At 65.3% G+C, this 17,387-nt stretch carries 17 protein-coding genes and 3 tRNA genes; 11 read left to right on the forward strand and 9 right to left on the reverse strand.

Features of this window, described 5'->3' with window-relative positions; genetic code table 11:
* The first annotated feature begins 74 nt into the window (after positions 1–74).
* Positions 75–2,903: a hypothetical protein gene (locus HMA55_RS00625; protein WP_181191166.1), complete on the forward strand. Its 2,829-nt coding sequence runs from the start codon at positions 75–77 to the stop codon at positions 2,901–2,903.
* A 313-nt stretch (positions 2,904–3,216) separates the two neighbouring features.
* Here HMA55_RS00625 and HMA55_RS00630 read toward each other — a convergent pair.
* Together HMA55_RS00630 and HMA55_RS00635 are read right to left on the reverse strand one after the other, a co-directional pair.
* Positions 3,217–3,289: transfer RNA gene (locus tag HMA55_RS00630), tRNA-Arg, on the reverse strand.
* A 2-nt stretch (positions 3,290–3,291) separates the two neighbouring features.
* Positions 3,292–3,382 (reverse strand) — tRNA-Ser (locus HMA55_RS00635).
* 73 nt (positions 3,383–3,455) lie between these two features.
* On the opposite strand from HMA55_RS00635, the gene HMA55_RS00640 reads away from it, so the two are divergent.
* A complete protein-coding gene (locus tag HMA55_RS00640; protein WP_181191167.1) occupies positions 3,456–3,953 on the forward strand; it encodes a hypothetical protein in 498 nt (165 codons plus the stop codon).
* A gap of 59 nt (positions 3,954–4,012) precedes the next feature.
* On the opposite strand, the gene HMA55_RS00645 is transcribed toward HMA55_RS00640, so the two are convergent.
* Positions 4,013–4,100 (reverse strand) — tRNA-Ser (locus HMA55_RS00645).
* A 30-nt stretch (positions 4,101–4,130) separates the two neighbouring features.
* Here HMA55_RS00645 and HMA55_RS00650 point away from each other — a divergent pair.
* Positions 4,131–5,069 (forward strand): NAD(P)H-quinone oxidoreductase, encoded by a 939-nt coding sequence (locus HMA55_RS00650; RefSeq protein ID WP_181191168.1) that lies wholly within the window; start codon positions 4,131–4,133, stop codon positions 5,067–5,069.
* Positions 5,070–5,094: 25 nt separating this feature from the next.
* Here HMA55_RS00650 and HMA55_RS00655 read toward each other — a convergent pair whose 3' ends face one another.
* Positions 5,095–6,306 carry an aminotransferase class V-fold PLP-dependent enzyme gene (locus HMA55_RS00655; protein ID WP_181191169.1) on the reverse strand — a complete coding sequence of 404 codons (1,212 nt, stop codon included), beginning with the start codon at positions 6,304–6,306 and terminating at the stop codon, positions 5,095–5,097.
* Between the two features lie 82 nt (positions 6,307–6,388).
* On the opposite strand from HMA55_RS00655, the gene wzm reads away from it, so the two are divergent.
* Both wzm and wzt read left to right on the forward strand, forming a co-directional pair.
* Positions 6,389–7,300, forward strand: a complete 912-nt coding sequence (wzm, locus tag HMA55_RS00660) for a galactan export ABC transporter permease subunit Wzm/RfbD (RefSeq protein ID WP_308239977.1) — start codon at positions 6,389–6,391, stop codon at positions 7,298–7,300.
* Between the two features lie 10 nt (positions 7,301–7,310).
* Positions 7,311–8,129: a galactan export ABC transporter ATP-binding subunit Wzt/RfbE gene (gene wzt / locus HMA55_RS00665; RefSeq protein WP_181191170.1), complete on the forward strand. Its 819-nt coding sequence runs from the start codon at positions 7,311–7,313 to the stop codon at positions 8,127–8,129.
* A 169-nt stretch (positions 8,130–8,298) separates the two neighbouring features.
* Here the strand turns inward: wzt and HMA55_RS00670 are convergent, their stop codons facing one another.
* Positions 8,299–9,273 (reverse strand): PDDEXK family nuclease, encoded by a 975-nt coding sequence (locus tag HMA55_RS00670; RefSeq protein ID WP_181191171.1) that lies wholly within the window; start codon positions 9,271–9,273, stop codon positions 8,299–8,301.
* 45 nt (positions 9,274–9,318) lie between these two features.
* Here HMA55_RS00670 and glfT1 point away from each other — a divergent pair, with 45 nt between their 5' ends.
* Positions 9,319–10,230, forward strand: coding sequence for a galactofuranosyltransferase GlfT1 (glfT1, locus tag HMA55_RS00675; RefSeq protein ID WP_374680595.1), 912 nt, complete (start codon positions 9,319–9,321; stop codon positions 10,228–10,230).
* Here glfT1 and HMA55_RS00680 read toward each other — a convergent pair.
* Together HMA55_RS00680 and HMA55_RS00685 are read right to left on the reverse strand one after the other, a co-directional pair.
* Positions 10,193–10,645 carry a GtrA family protein gene (locus HMA55_RS00680; RefSeq protein WP_257802383.1) on the reverse strand — a complete coding sequence of 151 codons (453 nt, stop codon included), beginning with the start codon at positions 10,643–10,645 and terminating at the stop codon, positions 10,193–10,195. The two genes, glfT1 and HMA55_RS00680, sit on opposite strands and share 38 nt — an antisense overlap.
* An 11-nt stretch (positions 10,646–10,656) precedes the next feature.
* The gene (locus tag HMA55_RS00685; RefSeq protein WP_181191173.1) at positions 10,657–11,442 is read right to left on the reverse strand and encodes a hypothetical protein; all 786 of its coding nucleotides are present in this window, start codon (positions 11,440–11,442) and stop codon (positions 10,657–10,659) included.
* 25 nt (positions 11,443–11,467) lie between these two features.
* Here HMA55_RS00685 and HMA55_RS00690 point away from each other — a divergent pair, with 25 nt between their 5' ends.
* From HMA55_RS00690 to HMA55_RS00700, 3 genes are read left to right on the forward strand one after another with little or no spacing between them, the layout of a single operon-like run.
* Entirely contained in the window at positions 11,468–11,704 is a 237-nt protein-coding gene (locus tag HMA55_RS00690; RefSeq protein ID WP_181191174.1) for a hypothetical protein, read from the forward strand.
* Between the two features lie 21 nt (positions 11,705–11,725).
* Positions 11,726–13,123: an FAD-binding oxidoreductase gene (locus tag HMA55_RS00695; protein ID WP_181191175.1), complete on the forward strand. Its 1,398-nt coding sequence runs from the start codon at positions 11,726–11,728 to the stop codon at positions 13,121–13,123.
* Positions 13,124–13,153: 30 nt separating this feature from the next.
* A complete protein-coding gene (locus HMA55_RS00700) occupies positions 13,154–13,918 on the forward strand; it encodes a decaprenylphospho-beta-D-erythro-pentofuranosid-2-ulose 2-reductase (RefSeq protein ID WP_181191176.1) in 765 nt (254 codons plus the stop codon).
* A gap of 2 nt (positions 13,919–13,920) precedes the next feature.
* On the opposite strand, the gene HMA55_RS00705 is transcribed toward HMA55_RS00700, so the two are convergent.
* Both HMA55_RS00705 and HMA55_RS00710 read right to left on the reverse strand, forming a co-directional pair.
* The gene (locus HMA55_RS00705; protein ID WP_181191177.1) at positions 13,921–15,297 is read right to left on the reverse strand and encodes an FtsX-like permease family protein; all 1,377 of its coding nucleotides are present in this window, start codon (positions 15,295–15,297) and stop codon (positions 13,921–13,923) included.
* The gene (locus HMA55_RS00710; RefSeq protein ID WP_181191178.1) at positions 15,294–15,959 is read right to left on the reverse strand and encodes an ABC transporter ATP-binding protein; all 666 of its coding nucleotides are present in this window, start codon (positions 15,957–15,959) and stop codon (positions 15,294–15,296) included. The genes HMA55_RS00705 and HMA55_RS00710 overlap by 4 nt, the downstream gene beginning before the upstream one ends.
* Positions 15,960–16,051: 92 nt before the next feature.
* Here HMA55_RS00710 and HMA55_RS00715 point away from each other — a divergent pair, with 92 nt between their 5' ends.
* Together HMA55_RS00715 and HMA55_RS00720 are read left to right on the forward strand one after the other, a co-directional pair.
* Positions 16,052–16,729: a sensor histidine kinase gene (locus HMA55_RS00715; protein WP_181191179.1), complete on the forward strand. Its 678-nt coding sequence runs from the start codon at positions 16,052–16,054 to the stop codon at positions 16,727–16,729.
* Positions 16,726–17,370: a response regulator transcription factor gene (locus HMA55_RS00720; RefSeq protein ID WP_181191180.1), complete on the forward strand. Its 645-nt coding sequence runs from the start codon at positions 16,726–16,728 to the stop codon at positions 17,368–17,370. Before HMA55_RS00715 ends, HMA55_RS00720 begins: the two co-directional genes overlap by 4 nt.
* Positions 17,371–17,387 lie beyond the last annotated feature (17 nt).

Below are 17,387 nucleotides of genomic sequence, written 5' to 3' on the forward strand. Positions count from 1 at the left end.
TGTAAAAATCTACGCGTGATCTGCGATAAGTGTCGTGTATCGCTGGCAAACCGCTGACTTTTAAAGGAGCCACCATGGCCAACTCCGTCCGATCCCGCCGCGTGTCCATCGCGGCCGGAGCCCTGTCCCTCGCCCTCGTGGCCCCGTTTGTTTCGCCTGTCGTAGACGTGCCAGCGGCGCACGCTGTGGAGGCCTCCGCCTTTGACACCCGCTACACCACCGGCAACTTCTGGAACGTGCAGGAGGCCGTAGTGCAGGGCTTGGTGTTAGAGCCCGGCGACACCGTTGCCGCCACCACCAACACCATTTTCAACTGGCGCTTCCGCACCTCCGGCTGCAGCCTGATCCTGATCCGTCCAGAGTCCGACACAGCATTCCACTCTGGCAACCGGGACATCCCCATCAGGGTGACCAAGGCTGACGGCACTTCCTACACCACCACCCTGCTGGTGAACGTGGTGGACGCCAGGGCCACGGGCAGCACCTTTACAGAGCCGGCCGATCAGTGCCCGACGCCGGAGCCCACCACCACGACAGAGGCAACCCCCACCGAGCCCGCACCGACCCCCGAGGACACCCCGGCGGAGGGGCCCACCACGACGCCGGCCACCACGACTACGACGGCGGTGGCGGAACCGACGTCCACAAGCACGAGCCCCCAAACCACCGCCTCCACCTTCAACGGGCGCTACACCACCGCCAACTTCTGGAACGTGAAGGAAGCCGCCGTGGAAGGGCTGACGCTGCAGCCCGGCGACGTTGTGCAGCCGACCACCAACACCGCGTTTAACTGGCACTTCCGCAACGACAACGGCACCCTGGTTGCGATCCGCCCCGACTCCGCCGCCGCATTCCGGACCGGTGACGTGGACGTGCCCGTACGCGTCACCGCAAACGGGCAGACGTTCCGCACGACCCTGCGGCTCCACGTTATCGACAAGCGCACCGTCGGCGAATGGGAAATCCAGCTAGACAACCGCTACGTGGTGGACTTTGAGAAGTCCACGTCTGCGCAGCCCGTGGCTGAGATCACCCTGCCGGAGGGTGTGAAGGTATCGAAGAGGGGAATCGCTCCGGCTGGCTGGACCGTCTCCAACGACGGCGCAACCGTACGCGTCACCCCGCCGACCACGTTCAAGGAGGGCGACTTCGACCTCCCGATCAGCGTGAATGACGGGACTGACACGTTCGACGCGACCCTGAAGATCGCAGCGAAGAACCCCGCCCAGACTCCTGCAGAGACCGCAGGCACCGTCGCCGGCATCCTCGGCCCGATCCTGGGCGGCCTAATCGGCGCTGGCACTGGAGGCGGCCTGCTGGGCAACCTGGGCAACATCATCGGCGGCGGAAGCGGCGACGGTGAAGGTAGTGGCGGCGGTGCTGGTCGCCTGATCAACGTCGTAATCACCGGCAACGCCAACCCGTCCAACATCGGTAACGGCAATGGCAGCCCGAACGTGATCATCACGAACAACGCCAACCCCAACGTGATCATCACCGACAACGTGAACCCACGGGACAACCTGTCCAACAACGGCAACCCGTCCGTCGTCGTCACCGGCAATGCGAATCCGGTGGTGACTGGGAATGCGAACCCGAACGTGGTCATCACGAACAACGCGAACCCGACTGTGGACATCAAGGACAATCTGTCCAACAACGGCAACCCCTCCGTCGTCGTCACCGGCAACGCAAACCCAGTCATCACGAACAACGCCAACCCGTCCGTCGTGATCACCGGCAACGTGAACGACAACCTGCGCGAGAACGGCTCCAACAACTCCGTTGTGGTCACCAATAACGCCAACCCGGTCGTCACCAACAACGGCTCCAACAACAGCGCCGTCGTTACGGGCAATGCGAACCCGGTAATCACCAATAACGCCAACCCGGTCGTCACCAACAACGCCAGCAACAACGGCTCCAACAACAGCGCCGTCGTCACTGGTAATGCGAACCCGGTCATCACTGGCAACGCCAACGACAACCTCCGGGAGGCCGGCTCGAATAACAGCGTTGTGGTGACCAACAACGCCAACCCCGTCGTTACTGGCAACGCCAACGACAACCTCAACAACAACGGCTCTGGCAACAGCGCGGTAGTGACCGGAAACGCGAACCCGGTGGTGACCAACAATGCAAACGACAACGGCTCCAACAACAGCGTCATCGCCACTAACAACGCGAACCCGATCATCACCGGCAACCTGAACCCGTCGGACAACCTGAACAACAACGGTTCCAACAACTCGGCCGTAGTCACCGATAACGCCAACCCGAACGTCGAGGTTAAGGACAACGCCAACCCGACTGTCGTCATCACCGGCAATGCCAACCCGGACATCCGCGACAACGGCAACAACAATGGCTCGGACAACAGCGTCGTCGCCACCGGCAACGCCAACCCCGAGGTCATTGTCACCGATAACGCCAACTTCGGCCTGTTCGGGTCTTCCCGTAAGCGCGGCCAGAACGGTGCGGAGCAGGACGGCGAGGGCAACGGCGACAAGGGCAGCTCCGGTTCCAGCCTCTTCGACACCAACGTGAACGTCGAGGGCGGCTCCTCCGACCCGCGCTGCATCGCGTCCCTGGTCGGCCTCGGCCTTCCGCTGATCGCGCTGGTGCCGCTGGCTCTTGCCAACCAACTGAACATCGACATTCCCAACACGGCTGAGCTGAACGCGCAGGCAGCGAACGTGGTCAACCACGCTGCGCGTCAGTTCGGGCTCGCCCCGGAGCAACTGACCGCTGGTGCGGGCGCACTGGCCGGCCTGGTCGCCGCGCTCATCGTGGTGTCGGCGGCGAACACCTGCGTGCCTAACGTGAAGAGCGTCGACGTCAACGTCGGCCGCCGCCCGGTGGAGACGGTTGCCGCCCCGGTCATCGAGACCGCCGGCGCGTAGCCCCCACCACCCCAAACGCCCCGCCACCGCGCGGGGTGTTTGCATTGGTCGGTTTGTTCACCCGAGTAAGTCCGCTGGATGAGCGATTTCGGCCCAGGCACCCAGCCGGGGCAGGCCCCACCCTGACAAATTCCACTGGAATCCCTTAGGCGGACCCTAAACGCCCAGGTCGGCACCAACCGTCTGCGGAATGTGTCAAAACCCGGCCAAAGAAACCCCCAAAACCCAAAGAAACCCCCACCCAACACCCCGCCAACCACCCACAAACGCCGAAACCCCCGCCAAGCAGGGGTTTCCAGCTAAAATCCAAACGTGCGCCCGGAGGGATTCGAACCCCCAACCTTCTGATCCGTAGTCAGATGCTCTATCCGTTGAGCTACGGGCGCGGTGGCGGAGATGACAGGATTTGAACCTGCGGCCCCCGTCAAGGGGGCAACTCCTTAGCAGGGAGCCCCATTCGGCCACTCTGGCACATCTCCAAGCCTCGTTACACACTACCCGGAACCGTTCGCTCGACCAAATGGCCAGCAGAAAGTCCGTATACTCGCCGTCATGAAAATTCACACGTGGCTCACGTCCGGCCTCGCCGCCCGCGACAACTCCAACGACCCGTCCGACTACCTAGTTTGGTTCCCCGCCAAGCTGGATTCGCTGACCACCGGCCCCCTTGTCGGCGAGAGTGCGTCCGTCCCCTTCTACCTCACCCCCAAGACCTCCGCACTGACAGAGACCGCCGAGGGCATCGTCTTGCTCGGCGTGCCGCTCGGTGAGCTCGAGGGCAGCTGGCGCGCGGACAACCAGGGCAACTCCACCGAGAGCATCGACGATATTGCAGGGCTGCTTGGCGACAATTTTGCGTACCGCAACGACGGCGCCGCTGTGGTCCAGCTGCGCGGCGAGTTCCCCGTCGAGAAGGTCCAGGTCGTCGCCGGCCAGAACCGCCCCGACACCAAGCGAGCGAAGGATCTGCTTATCGACGTCCCTTCGGACTTCCCCGGCGAACGCCAATTCCACACCATGCCGGAGCTCTTCCCTGACGAGCTCGCCTAACCGATAAAAAACCGGCTCGGGATCACCTCCCGAGCCGGTTTTACCTTCAAAAAAGAAATTGGCGGAGACGGCGGGATTTGAACCCGCGGAGGGATAAACCTCGCCGGTTTTCAAGACCGGTGCATTCGGCCGCTCTGCCACGTCTCCAACGCGAGCAGTCTAACGTAGCCTGGCCGCATGAAGGCAATCAATGAGGAACTCACGTTTTACGACACCGCTTCGCCCACCCTCCGCGACGGCGAAGTCCTGGTCAAAGTCGCAGCCGCTGGCGTGAACCGGGGTGACCTGATGCAGGCCGCGGGCAAATACCCGCCGCCGAAGGGCGAGTCCGAGATCATGGGCCTGGAGTGCGCGGGCGTGATCGCGGACCCAGGCGCCACAGACCGCGAACAGGGCCAGGAGGTCGGCTGCCTGCTCGCCGGCGGCGGCTACGCGGAGTACGTGGCGGTGCCGGAGGGGCAGCTCACGCCGATCCCGGAGGGCCTCACGGTGGAAGAGACCGCCGGCGTGGTCGAGGTCGCCTGCACGGTCTGGTCGAACCTGGGCATGGTGGCGGGAATCCAGGAGGGCGACCGGGTGCTCATCCACGGCGGTTCGGGCGGCATCGGCTCCTTTGCCATCCAGATGTGCAAGGCAATGGGGTGCGAGGTTGCTGTGACCGCCGGCAGCCAGGAGAAGCTGGAGTACTGCCGGGAGCTCGGCGCGGACGTCCTCATTAATTACAAGGAGCAGGATTTCGCGGAGGAACTGCCCGAATGGTCGGACACGATCCTGGACGTGGTCGGCGGGCCGTACCTGGAGCAGAACATCAAGGCGCTGAACACGGACGGGCACCTCATCGTCATCGCGGTGCAGGGCGGTCCGAAGGGCACCCTGTCGCTGGGACGGATGATGCCGCGGCGCCTGTCGGTGCACGCCACTACCCTGCGCGCGCGCCCGCGGCCGATGAAGGCCGCGATTGTGGCCTCCACCGTGGAACACGTTTGGCCGCTCATCGAGGCCGGCAAGATCACCCCGAACATCTCCGCGCGCTTCCCGCTCGCAGACGCGAAAAAGGCCCACGAACACCTGGATTCCGGCGCCAACACCGGGAAGATCCTTCTTGTGGTTTCCTAGCCGAGCGGAGCGCGGCTAAGCGTCACTAGGCCAAAGACGCCACCGTGCGCACCAGCTGCTCGATGTCGTTCTGCGTGTTAAACGGCGACATGGCGATGGTTACGGCGCCGCCGATGTCGGCGACACCCATGTCCTCGAGCAACGGGGTCGCACAGGTCTGCGTGGCCACGATGCCGTTGGCGAGCAGGCGGCGCAGCACGGTTTCGCTGGGTACTCCGGTCACGCCGAACGCCAACCGGGGGATGCGCTCCACCCGCGCGTCCGCGGCCGCCTCACCGCTCACGCCGACAATGTGCACGGCGGGCAACGTACCCAGGAAGGTGTGCAAGTCGTCGCGCAGGCCGTTGAGATAGGCGGTGGTCGCCCCCATCGAGTGTTTTAGGCGGTTGCGGCGGGTCGGCCGCCCGGAGAAACCCTCCACCAGGGACGCGTAGTGGTCCACTACCGCGGGTACGCCTCCGGCCAAACCCTGGGAAACCTCCAGCTCCAGCGCGTCCATGTTCAGGCGCTTGAACATGGTGGAATCGCGGAAGATCAGCGCGGCGATGTCGGGGCCGCCCAGCTGCGCGATGTCCACCGCCGCCACGTCCGCTCCCCACACGTCCAGGTCGAGGGGGCGGTAGGGGGCGTACGCCGTGGCGTCCACAAGCACCCACGCGCGGGATTTCTCGCGCACCGCGTCCACGATGCCGGAGACCCCCACCACGTTGCCCAGCTCGGGGTGCGCCGCCGGCACCGACACCAGGCGGGTGGACCCATCCGCGATCTCCGCGTACTGCCAGGCCGGAAGGTCGCCGGTGGCTAAATCGGCCTGGGCCCACTTCTCCTCCAGCCCGGCGCGCCGCAGCCGCTGGGTCAGGTGCGGCCGGTCCAGCGGGTTGAGCACGATGGTGGAGCTGCGGCGCAGCATCGGCGCCATGGCGGTTACCAGCGCCGAGTACAAGGCAGGCACGCTCGGGCCCAAGATCACCTGGTCCGCGGTCACACCCGCCAGATCCGCGATGGCCACTCGCGCCATCTCCGGGTAGAGCTGCCCCTCCGGCTGGCCCAGGGACTGCTTGGAGTGCGAGCCCAACACCGGCTCCGGCGGCGGCACCAAGGCGGCGCTGCGCACGCTGCGCCACACCGCGGAGGCCACCTTCTCCGGCACCTGGGGCCGGTCGTGGGCGTTGAGGTACGTCCAGCCGTCGCCCAGCGAGGTGTACAGACCGCGCACCCCCCACACGTCATACGCCACGGCCAACCTCCCTTCACGCAAGAATGCACCCAATTATGCACGCCCGTCCGACACGGTGCACACCGCCAGCTCGGGCGTAGAAATGCAGTGCACTAGGGTGAATTGCGTGCACAACGTAGAACAGCTGCGCGCAGACGTCGCCCGCATGACCAGCCCTCCGGGCGAGAACACGCCGCCGTCGAAGTCCAAGACATTCCGCCGCGCATTCGATGATCTCGTGCGCGGATGGGGCCAGCACGAGCTGTGGCTGCAGCTGGGGTGGCAGGACATCAAGCAGCGTTACCGCCGTTCCACCCTGGGCCCGCTGTGGATCACCATCGCCACCGGCGTGATGTCGCTGGCGCTGGGTCTGCTCTACTCCATGCTGTTCCAAATCGACGTGGCGGACTTCCTGCCGCACGTCACCGTCGGCTTCATCGTCTGGGGCTTCATCTCCGGCTGCATCAAGGACGGCGCGAACGTCTTCATCGAAAACGAGGGCCTGATCAAGCAGCTCCCCTCGGCACTGTCCGTCCACGTCTACCGGCTGGTGTGGCGCCAAATGCTGTTTCTGGCCCACAACCTGGTGATCTGGCTGCTGCTGGTGCTCATCTTCCGCATCCCGCTGACGCTACACACGCTGCTGTTCATCCCGGGTCTTGCCCTGCTGGTTGTCAACGGCGTGTGGGTGGCCATGTTCTTCGGCATGGTGGCCACGCGTTTCCGCGACGTCGCGCCGCTGCTCGAGGCGCTGGTGCAGCTCCTGTTCTACGTCACCCCGATCGTGTGGACGACGAGGACGTTGAAGGAGCAAGGCGGAGCCGTCGAGAAGCGGGCGATGCTCGCGGAGATCAACCCCCTGTTCCACTACTTGGAAATCGTGCGGGCCCCGCTTATCGACGAACCTCTGGCCCCCTACCACTGGGGCATCGTCCTCGCGTGCACGGTGGTCGGCGTCCTGATCACCCTGCTTGCCATGAAGCGTTGGCGCTTCCGCGTGCCGTACTGGGTATAGGAGGTACACCGTGGTTTCCATCGACACCTACAACGCCTGCGTCGACTTCCCCATCTTCGACGCCAAGTCCCGCTCCCTGAAGAAGGCCATGATGTCTTCCGCCGGCGGCAACATCGGCAAAAACGCCTCCAACACCGTGGTTGTGGAGGCGCTCCGCGACATCAACCTCCACCTGCGGGAGGGCGACCGCGTCGGGCTGGTCGGCCACAACGGCGCCGGAAAATCCACCCTGTTGAGGCTCTTGTCGGGGATCTACGAGCCCACCCGCGGCGTCGCCGACGTGCGCGGCCGCGTCGCGCCAGTGTTCGACCTCGGCGTGGGCATGGACCCGGAGATATCCGGCTACGAAAACATCATCATCCGCGGGCTGTTCCTGGGCCAGACGCGCAAGCAGATGAAGGCCAAGATGGACGAGATCGCCGAATTCTCCGAGCTCGGCGACTACCTCTCCATGCCGCTTCGGACCTACTCCACCGGCATGCGCGTGCGCTTGGCCCTGGGCGTGGTCACCTCCATCGAACCGGAGATCCTGCTGTTGGACGAGGGCATCGGGGCCGTCGACGCCGCCTTCATGGCCAAGGCCCGGGTGAAGCTGGCCGAAATGGTGGAGCGATCCGGCATCTTGGTCTTCGCTTCGCACTCCAACGACTTTTTGGCCCAGCTGTGCAACACCGCCCTGTGGGTGGACAAGGGCGAAATCAGGGAGGCCGGCCTAGTCGCCGACGTGGTAGGCGCCTACGAGGGGCCTGAGACCGGCGAGTACGTCGCGGAGTTGGTGGAGCGGTTCCATGGCGGGGGTGGGGGCGAAGCTGTCGTCGATAGGCAGTAGCTTTTTGACAGATTCCACCAACATCCGGCGGCCGACCCGAAAACCCCAGGTCGCCGCCAACCACCCGCCGAATCTGTCACAACCAACGCCCCACCCCTGACAGATTCCACCAACATCCGGCGGCCGACCCGAAAACCCCCAGGTCGCCGCCAGCCACCCGCCGAATCTGTCACAGCCGCAGCTCCCGAATGAGTGCCGCGAGCTGCCGCACCAGCTTGTGCAGCGTCGCGGACGTGTACCGAAGCACCCGCCAACCGGAAACGGTGAGGTCCGTGTTGATCTCGGTGTCCTTCTTCCACTGCCGATCCTCGCCATGGTGGGCGCCGTCGTACATGATGCCGATCCGAAGCTCGGGGATGGCAAGGTCGAACCTGGTCACCACCCTGTTGCCGTCGCGGACGACAACCTGCTCCTCCAGGTGCAGCCCGAAATGGTCGCACACCATTCTGGCCAGCAGTCTCATCTCGGTCTCCCTCGGGGAGTCCGCCAGGTTGCTCGATGCCGCCAGCGCCGAGGTGAGCCACCGCTGGCACACCGTTCCTTTGCTGGCCTGAAGGATGTCCGCTGGGGCGATGCCCAGGTGTCGCCGCACGCAGTCAATGAGCGTGATCGCCTCCACCACGTCCGGGCTGTAACCGGCGAAGGTGTCGCCATCGCTTAACGACGCCCTCCGGATCTCCCGCAGCGCTTGCGCCGTCGCCGCTGCCGGGCTGGCCACCTGCAGGGGGTACCCGCAGTGCCTGACCTGCCATATGTGCTCATTCTTGCACCCCCGCCGAACAATGGATGGCTTGCGGATGTTGCCGTGGGAGTTCCTGCCCGCCGCTGAGTGCATGAGCACCGTGTCTTTACCTTCCACCTGGTATCGGAGCCCGTACAACGCCAGAGCGCCGTGGGCGAGAACAACCATGTCGGGGTTTTCAATGCCGTGGGCGGCTGCGCGATACGCGGCCGGGATTTCGTAGAGCACGCCGCGCGGGTGCCTGCGCGCGTCCGCACGCGCTAACTCATAGGGCCGCGCCTCCCGGGCAAGCATGTGAAACCGGGCACTCACCTGGGTTGTTCTCATCCCTTGCGGGAGATCTCCCGCCGGGAGCAGACTGTTTCCTGGGCCGACTTCCATGCCGTCATACAGATTCACCATGGCTACTTAGACGCGAAAAACCGGCGTGTGGATCCCTCGGGCACAATGAAGCCCATGACTGCGCTTGATCCCCGCGGCACCACCGCCGCCGTGATTGTCACCCACCACCGTGTTGACCTGCTCAAACACTCCCTCGAGCAGGTGGTCAACCAGACGCACCCGGTGGATTGGGTGATTGTGGTGGACAACGGGGCGCAGGAAGAGGTGCAATTGCTTCTCGACGACCTCGCGGCCCACCGCGCCATCTACCTTCCCTCGCACACCAACCTCGGCGGCGCGGGCGGGTTCGCGTACGGGTTCCTTCACGCCCTCGCGCTCGGCGCGGACGCCATCTGGTGTGCGGACGACGACGGCCGCCCCAAGGACCACACCGTCTTGGAGGAGCTCTACCGGGTGGCTGCGAAGCACCAGCTGGCGGAGGTCTCGCCCGTGGTGGCCAACATCGACGACCCGGAGAAGCTGGCCTTCCCATTGAGGCAGGGCACCACGTGGCACCGCCGGGTAGATGAGCTGGCGGGCGACTTCCTGCCCCAGTACGCCAGCCTGTTCAACGGCGCGTTGATCTCCGCAAAAGCGATGGAGCGCATCGGCGTGCCGGACTACCGCCTGTTCATCCGCGGCGACGAGGTGGAGTACCACCGCCGCCTGGCACAGTCCGGCCTGAAATACGGCACCGCGCTGACCACCTTTTATTTGCACCCGGACGGCTCGGGCGAGTTCCACCCCATCATGGGCGGGCGCGCGCACGCCCAGTTCCCGGACAACCCCACCAAGCGCTACTTCACGTACCGCAACCGCGGTTACATCATCAACCAACGCGGCATGAAGAAGATGCAGTTGCAGGAGGTGGTGCGCTTCGGATGGTTCTTCCTGGTGGAAAAGAAGGACCCGAAGGGCTTCTACCAGTGGCTGAAGCTGCTTAGGCGGGGGGCGCGAGAGGACTTTCGGCGGCCATAGTCTTCTTGGACTCCTTGAAGATCCAGTGCCGCTGCAGCTCAAAGTTGGTCACGGTGGCCACGCCCTGCGCGATGACGAAGGAGACGAGGTTCTTCCACGGGTTTTCCAGGCCCATGGAGGTCAGCGGGGAATCCGTCACCCGCCACAGCACCATCTGTACCGCGAAGGTGACGGCGTAAAGCACGAACACCGCGCCGGCCTTCTTCGCGTTGATCTTGGCGTTGAAGGAGAACTTGGAGTTGAGCACGTACGCGGCGACGGTGCCGAAGACCCAGCCCACGGCCTTGGCAAAGTCGCGCTGCCACCCCAGCGGCACGTCGAGGGTGTAGGTGATGCCGAAGTCGATCACGGCGCAGCCCACGCCGACCAACAGGAAGGGCACGAGCTGCTGTTTCAGGGTAGAAGTGGAAGCCACGGGCGAATACCCTACCCGCGCATGAGCTGGCGGTAGATATCTAGCATCGCGGCCGGGCTCCTGCCGCCGCCGATCTCATCCAGCAGCGAGAGGGACTCCGCACACAGGGCGCGGATCTCACCCACCGCCAACGGCTCGTGCCCCAGCGACGCGAAAATGCTCTCCGCGATGTGGGCGGTGTTCTCGCCCGCGCAGCAGGTCTGGGCGAATACCATGGCCCAGAACGCGTCGCGGGCCACTGGGTTGTCCTCCACCGGCAGCGCCCCAATGCTCGGCCCCGCGCCCACGTCCAGAGCCTGCAGCAGCGGCGCGAAGTCGTGGTCCTTCGCCCGCGCCATGAACTCCCGCACTTCGCGGCGCAAGCCGCCCAGCCCGGCGACCTCGCCGATCAGCCGGGCGTTGACCTCCGCGATGTCGAAGGGCACCCCGCCGAACGAGCCCGAACCCGCCACGCACACGGACGGCGGGGTTGATTCGTCGCGCGGGTAGATGTCGGCCAGCTGCATCTCGAAGGACCACAGGCCGTGGGAGAAGTGGGTGGATTGGCCGGGGGACCGGAGGACGTCGTGAAGCTTGAGCCCCCGCGGCGCATCCGCGCCAACGTCCGCGATGCCGAAGACCTCGCCCACCACATCGCAGCACTCGGCGATGGTGACGTTTTCGTCGATGCCCGCCCAGCGGTACACCACCTCGTCCGACACCAGCCCGACGCGCACGAGCAACGTCGCCCCGGCGCGGCGCTGCGCAAGGCGGATCACCGGCGCCAGGTGGCCTGAGCGGTAGAGGGTGCTGGACATGGCGCCCAATATAGGCTTGATCGCCATGAGGAAGCATTACAAAGGCGACGACCCGGACGCGACCCACGAGGCAGCGCAGCGTATCGACGCTCCGTTGTCCGACTTCATGGTCCGCCTCATGGCGGAGGAGATGCCCTTCGTGGACTCGAAGGGCCGCACCCGGATCTACGAGATCCTGCGCGAGCACAAGGAAGCCGGCAGACCTGTGATTTCCAGCCAAGAAGAGCTGCCCGCGGAGATTCGTAGCATCATGGACCTCTAGTCCGGCGGTAGGGTTGTGGGCATGGAACTGACAACCCAATCCCTCTACGGCTGGGGTCGCACCGCACCCTCCACCGCCCAGGTGCTCTCCACCGCCGACGTGGACACCATCGCGCAAGCGGTCAAGCAGGTAGCCGACGAGAACTCCGAGCTGCCGGAGCACAAGCGCCGCGGCGTGATTGCCCGCGGCATGGGCCGCTCCTACGGCGACCCCGCCCAGAACGGTGGCGGCCTGGTCGTGGACATGACGCCTTTGAACCGCATCCACTCCATCGACCCGGACACCGGCATCGTGGACGTGGACGCCGGCGTGACGCTGGACCAGCTGATGAAGGCCGCGCTGCCCTACGGCCTGTGGGTTCCGGTGCTGCCGGGCACCCGCCAGGTCACCATCGGCGGCGCGATCGGCCCGGACATCCACGGCAAGAACCACCACTCCGCGGGCTCCTTTGGCAACCACGTGCTGTCCATGGAGCTGCTGGTGGCGGACGGCCGCGTGCTCCACCTCGAGCCGACCGGCGAGACCGCCGAGCTGTTCTGGGCAACCGTCGGCGGCATGGGCCTGACCGGCATCATCCTGCGTGCACGGATCCAGATGACGTTCACGGAGACCGCCTACTTCATCGCGGACACCGACCGCACCGACAACCTGGACGAGACGATCGCGTTCCACTCCGACGGCTCCGAGGTGAACTACACCTACTCCTCCGCCTGGTTCGACGCGATCTCCGGCCCGCCGAAGACCGGCCGCTCCACTATCTCCCGCGGCTCGCTGGCCACGCTGGACCAGCTCAAGGAGTACGCGCCGAAGCTGGCCAAGGACCCGTTGAAGTTCAAGGCCCCGCAGCTGATGACGGTGCCGGACATCTTCCCGTCCTGGACCATGAACAAGCTGTCGCTGATGGCCATCGGCGAGGCGTACTACCTGATGGGCGCCCCGTCCCGCAACGACGTGAAAAACCTCACGCAGTTCTACCAGCCGCTGGACCTCATCGGCGAGTGGAACCGCGGCTACGGCAAGGCCGGCTTCCTGCAGTACCAGTTCGTGGTGCCCACCGACGCCGTGGAGCCGTTCAAGGACATCATCTACGAGATCCAGGCGTCCGGCCACTACTCCGCGCTCAACGTGTTCAAGCTGTTCGGCGAAGGCAACCAGGCGCCGCTGTCCTACCCGATGAAGGGCTGGAACGTGTGCGTGGACTTCCCCATCCGCCCAGGTCTGAACGAGTTCCTGGACCGCCTGGACGACCAGGTCATGCAATTCGGTGGCCGCCTCTACCTGGCCAAGGAGTCCCGCACCTCCGCGGAGAAGTTCCACGCCATGTACCCGGGCATGGCCGGCTGGCTGGAAACCCGCCGCGCCATCGACCCGACCGGCGTGTTCGCGTCCGACATGTCCCGCCGTTTGGAGCTTCGCTAGCTCAGCTCCAACGAAGAAAGGATTTTCGAAATGTTGAATGCAGTAGGCCAAGCCCAGCACATCCTGCTCCTCGGCGGCACCAGCGAGATCGGCCTGGCCATCGTGGCCGAGCTCGCGTCCCGCGGGGGCAGCCCCACCGTCACGCTCTGCGCGCGCAAGGACTCCCCGCGTATCGACGCAGCTATCGCCGAAGTCCAGCGCGCCGGCGCGGGCCACGTGCGCCTCATCGACTTCGACGCGCTGGATTTCGCCTCCCACCCGGCCGTGATCGACGCCGCGTTTGAAGACGGGGACGTCGACGTTGCCGTGGTGGCTTTTGGCACCCTGGGCGACCAGGAGCAGCTGTGGCAGGACCAGTCCGCGGCAGTGGCGTCCGCCCAGACCAACTTCACCGCCCCGATGTCCGTGGGCGTGCTGTTGGGCCAGCAGATGAAGCGCCAGGGCCACGGCACGATCATCGCCCTGTCCTCGGTGGCGGGCCAGCGCGTGCGCCGCTCCAACTTCGTCTACGGCGCCTCCAAGGCCGGCATCGACGGCTTCTACCTGCAGCTCGGCGAGGCCCTGAAGGACGACGGCGTGCAGGTCACCGTTGTCCGCCCCGGCCAGGTGCGCACGAAGATGACCGAGGGCCTCGACGAGGCCCCGCTGACCGTGAACAAGGAAGACGTCGCCGAGGCAGCCGTCAACGCCGCCCTGGCCGGCAAGCCGTCCGTGTTCGTGCACAAGCTCTTCGGCCCCATCTCCCTGGTGCTCAAGGCCATCCCGGCGCCGATCATGAGCAAGCTCAACTTCTAGCTCTAGTCCTTCTCTCGGCCGGTCTGCGCGAGCACCTTTTCGCGCAACCGGCCGGTCCCCAGCACCGCCAAGACGCAACCGATCAGTGCCACCACAACGAGCGCGCCGAACAGGGCCACTTTGTCCAGCACATTGACGTGGGCAAAGACCATGACGGAGCCCATCAGGCTGCCCATACCGAACCCGAGCAGTGCCACTACCAGCATTGGTATGCCAACCTCGCGGACGGCCACCTTGGTGTGGAACGCCGCGGGCGCGCCGATGAAGTAGAGCGACTTGGTCAGCTGCTTCTGTTCCACCACGCCCAGCGCCTGGGTGAGCAGCGTGGACGACACCATCAGCAACGTCGCGAAGACGACGGTGATGACCACACCGGAGGGGATATCGCCTGCGATCATCATCAGGGCTGGGGCTTCGTCAATTTCAGGTACCGCTGAGAACCAGCCTCCAACACCGCCGATAAACGCCACGAAGTAGAGCGCTGTCACGCGCTTCCAGGTGGTTTTGGCGCCCCGGCCTACCCGGCGCGTGGCCACGTAGTTGGCAGCCCCGGGCACCCGGTAGCTCAGCCGCGCGAGCAACTGGATCACACCGACCGCGATCAGTGCGTTAACGGTGAGAATGCCGCCGGCTACGACCAGCACCACCACGAATTCCAACGCGTCTGCCTCCGGCGCGATGGTTAGCGAACTCAGGTAGCGGTACAGCAGCACCGCACCAACTACTGACAGCACCAGCGTGATCACGCTTTGGCCCTTCGGCGGGATCTTCTTGGTCACGCCGAGTGGGGTAACGGCGACTCGTCGTAACGCGAGCCACACGGAACAGGCGGCCAGGACCAGCACCACAATCCACGCGACGGGGATGACCCACCAGGTGAGCATCTCCCAGGCACCGACACGCTTTTCCTGGAACGCCAGCAGACTCCACGCCGGGCACGTGACCACGTACAGCACCGAGCCCAGCATCAACCCGACAAGCGCCTGGCGCAGCGACTCCAAAATCATCATCCCGCGCACCTCACCGGCCGTCGCGCCAATGAGGCGAAGCACCGCCAGGTGCTCCTCGCGCCCGCCAAGGTTCGCCCGCGCGGCCTGAGTGAGCAGCCCCAATAAGCTCGGCACGAGCAGAACACTGGCAAATAAGGCGAGGAACACGTACGCCAGTGAGAGCGGATCGGCCTCCACGAGCGCCTCATGCGGGTGCATGTTGCGCGCGACGAACATCCAGGTGCCGCCCATGAGTGTGCACAGCATCCACGTCGCTACCGTCACCGAAACCAGCGACAGCGCGCGCACCCAGCGCTCGCCGATTTGCCGCTGCGAGCGCCCTTCGCTTGTCGAAGACACCGCCGACCGCATCAACGTCACCGCACTCATCGCGCCACCTCCGAGTGGATCAGGCCGTCGCGGATTTCAACGCAGCGGCTGCACCAGTCGGCGATCTTCGGGTCGTGCGTGACCACCACGAGCGTCACACCAAACTTCTGGCACACGGCCACGATCTGCTGCATGACTTCGTGGCCGGTGGCCTGGTCCAGTGCCGCGGTCGGCTCGTCGGCGAATACCACCGATGGTGGCCCGGCCAAGGCACGCGCGATGGCCACGCGCTGCCCCTGCCCGCCGGAGAGCTGCCCCGGGTACCGGTCCGTGAAGGCTCCTAGACCCAGACGCGTGAGCATGTCCACAGCATCCTCGTGCGCCTCGACCCGCGGCACCCCGCGCATGATCTGTGGCAGGGCAACGTTTTCGGTGGCGGTCAGCTCGGGCAACAATTGGCCGTCTTGGAAGATGAAGCCGAAGTGCTCGAGGCGTAGGCGCGAGCGTTCGGCGTCGCTCATTGCGGCCACGTCGCGGCCGTCGAAAAGCACCTCGCCATGGTCGGGCACGAGCACGCCGGACATGCAGTGCAGCAGGGTCGACTTGCCGGAGCCAGAGGGCCCCATAATCGCCACGGATTCGCCGTCGCTCACCGTCAGGCTGATGCCTTCGAGGACCCGCTGCTGGGGGAATGACTTTGTGATGTCTCTGAGTTCAAGCATGGTTTCTATTTCACAGGTGGTCGTCGCTAAGCACTATGGCCCTGGCTCCCGAATATGGGTAGTGCTAGCTCTACCCCGCTACGCTCGCGGGCATGCGGCGAAGAAGGAACCACGAGCAGTCGGCAGCGGCAAAAATCCACCAGCTCACCGCGTCCCGGCGCAAGATTGCGGAGGCGTACGAGGTGGAGCGCCTGCGCATCGAGCGCGACCTGCACGACGGCGCGCAGCAGCACTTCGTGGCCGCCGCGATGAAACTCGGTGAGGCCAGGCTCGATATCGATTCGCCGCTTCTCGACGACGCCGCCCGCGACCTCCGCAATGGCCTCGATGCGCTCAGGAGAACCGTGCACGGCATCCACCCCCGCGAGCTGTCGGACCGCGGGCTCATCGCCGCGATCGAGACGGCCGCTGCGCAGTACGGCCCGCACGTGACGGTGCGCGCGCCACACGAGCTACCGCGTATCGACGCCTCCGTCACCGCCGCCGCCTACTTCTTCACCGCCGAAGCACTCACCAACGCCGCGAAGCATGCACCACAGCAGCCGGTCAGCGTGCTGGTGACATGCGACCACACCTTGAACATCTCGGTTACCGACCAGGGCGGCGGAAACGCCCGCATCACCCCTGGCGGCGGGATCGACGGCATGCGGGAAAGAATCGCGGCGTTCGGTGGCGAGCTGGAAATCCACTCACCTGACGGCGGCCCCACCACCGTCACCGCCCGTATTCCGCTGCTGCTGTTCCGGGGAGAAAGTGGGATTGCGCCATGAGGATTATCATTGCGGACGACTCCGCACTGCTGCGAGAAGGTGTTGCCGGCCTGCTTACCCGACGCGGCCACGAGGTTGTGGCGCAGGTGGACAGTGCGGATCGGGTGCTGGGGGTCGTCGATACGTATGCGCCAGACCTGGTGATCACGGACGTGCGCATGCCGCCGAACATGCGCGACGACGGCCTGCAGGCCGCGCTGGATCTACGCAAACGGGGCCCGGTCAACGTGTTGGTGCTGTCGCAGTATGTCGCGCCTGCCTACGCCCGGGAGTTGTTCTCCGGCGGCGACGGCGGCACCGGTTACCTGCTCAAGGACCGCGTCGCCGAGGTGAAAGACTTCATCCAGGCGTGCGAAACGGTGGCGTCCGGCGGCGTAGTCATCGACCCGGATGTCGCCAGCGCACTCATGGCCGCGAGCTCGCGCTGGCTGACCACGCTCACCCCGCGCGAGATGGAGGTACTCGAGCACATGGCGGAGGGCCTGTCCAACGCGCAGATCGCCGAGAAGCTCTACCTCTCTGGCGCAGCGGTGGCGAAGCACGTTTCCAGTATCTTCTCCAAGCTGGGTCTCACCCCGGACGAGGACAACCGTCGAGTACGCGCAATCCTGATGTACCTGGCAGAACGTGGAGTTGGGTAGCGTATGCGAAACTGTTA

This window comes from Corynebacterium wankanglinii, assembly GCF_013601005.1.
In the GTDB taxonomy this organism is placed as follows: Bacteria; Actinomycetota; Actinomycetes; order Mycobacteriales; family Mycobacteriaceae; genus Corynebacterium; species Corynebacterium wankanglinii.

Coding starts and splice junctions, on each gene's coding strand:
- HMA55_RS00650 (WP_181191168.1), top strand. CDS start 4,131: ATGAAGGCAATCAATGAGGAACTCACGTTTTACGACACCGCTTCGCCC.
- HMA55_RS00685 (WP_181191173.1), bottom strand. CDS start 11,442: ATGTCCAGCACCCTCTACCGCTCAGGCCACCTGGCGCCGGTGATCCGC.
- HMA55_RS00705 (WP_181191177.1), bottom strand. CDS start 15,297: ATGAGTGCGGTGACGTTGATGCGGTCGGCGGTGTCTTCGACAAGCGAA.
- HMA55_RS00695 (WP_181191175.1), top strand. CDS start 11,726: ATGGAACTGACAACCCAATCCCTCTACGGCTGGGGTCGCACCGCACCC.
- HMA55_RS00670 (WP_181191171.1), bottom strand. CDS start 9,273: ATGGTGAATCTGTATGACGGCATGGAAGTCGGCCCAGGAAACAGTCTG.
- HMA55_RS00640 (WP_181191167.1), top strand. CDS start 3,456: ATGAAAATTCACACGTGGCTCACGTCCGGCCTCGCCGCCCGCGACAAC.
- glfT1 (WP_374680595.1), top strand. CDS start 9,319: ATGAAGCCCATGACTGCGCTTGATCCCCGCGGCACCACCGCCGCCGTG.
- HMA55_RS00700 (WP_181191176.1), top strand. CDS start 13,154: ATGTTGAATGCAGTAGGCCAAGCCCAGCACATCCTGCTCCTCGGCGGC.
- HMA55_RS00690 (WP_181191174.1), top strand. CDS start 11,468: ATGAGGAAGCATTACAAAGGCGACGACCCGGACGCGACCCACGAGGCA.
- HMA55_RS00715 (WP_181191179.1), top strand. CDS start 16,052: ATGCGGCGAAGAAGGAACCACGAGCAGTCGGCAGCGGCAAAAATCCAC.
- HMA55_RS00720 (WP_181191180.1), top strand. CDS start 16,726: ATGAGGATTATCATTGCGGACGACTCCGCACTGCTGCGAGAAGGTGTT.
- HMA55_RS00710 (WP_181191178.1), bottom strand. CDS start 15,959: ATGCTTGAACTCAGAGACATCACAAAGTCATTCCCCCAGCAGCGGGTC.
- HMA55_RS00625 (WP_181191166.1), top strand. CDS start 75: ATGGCCAACTCCGTCCGATCCCGCCGCGTGTCCATCGCGGCCGGAGCC.
- wzm (WP_308239977.1), top strand. CDS start 6,389: ATGCAGTGCACTAGGGTGAATTGCGTGCACAACGTAGAACAGCTGCGC.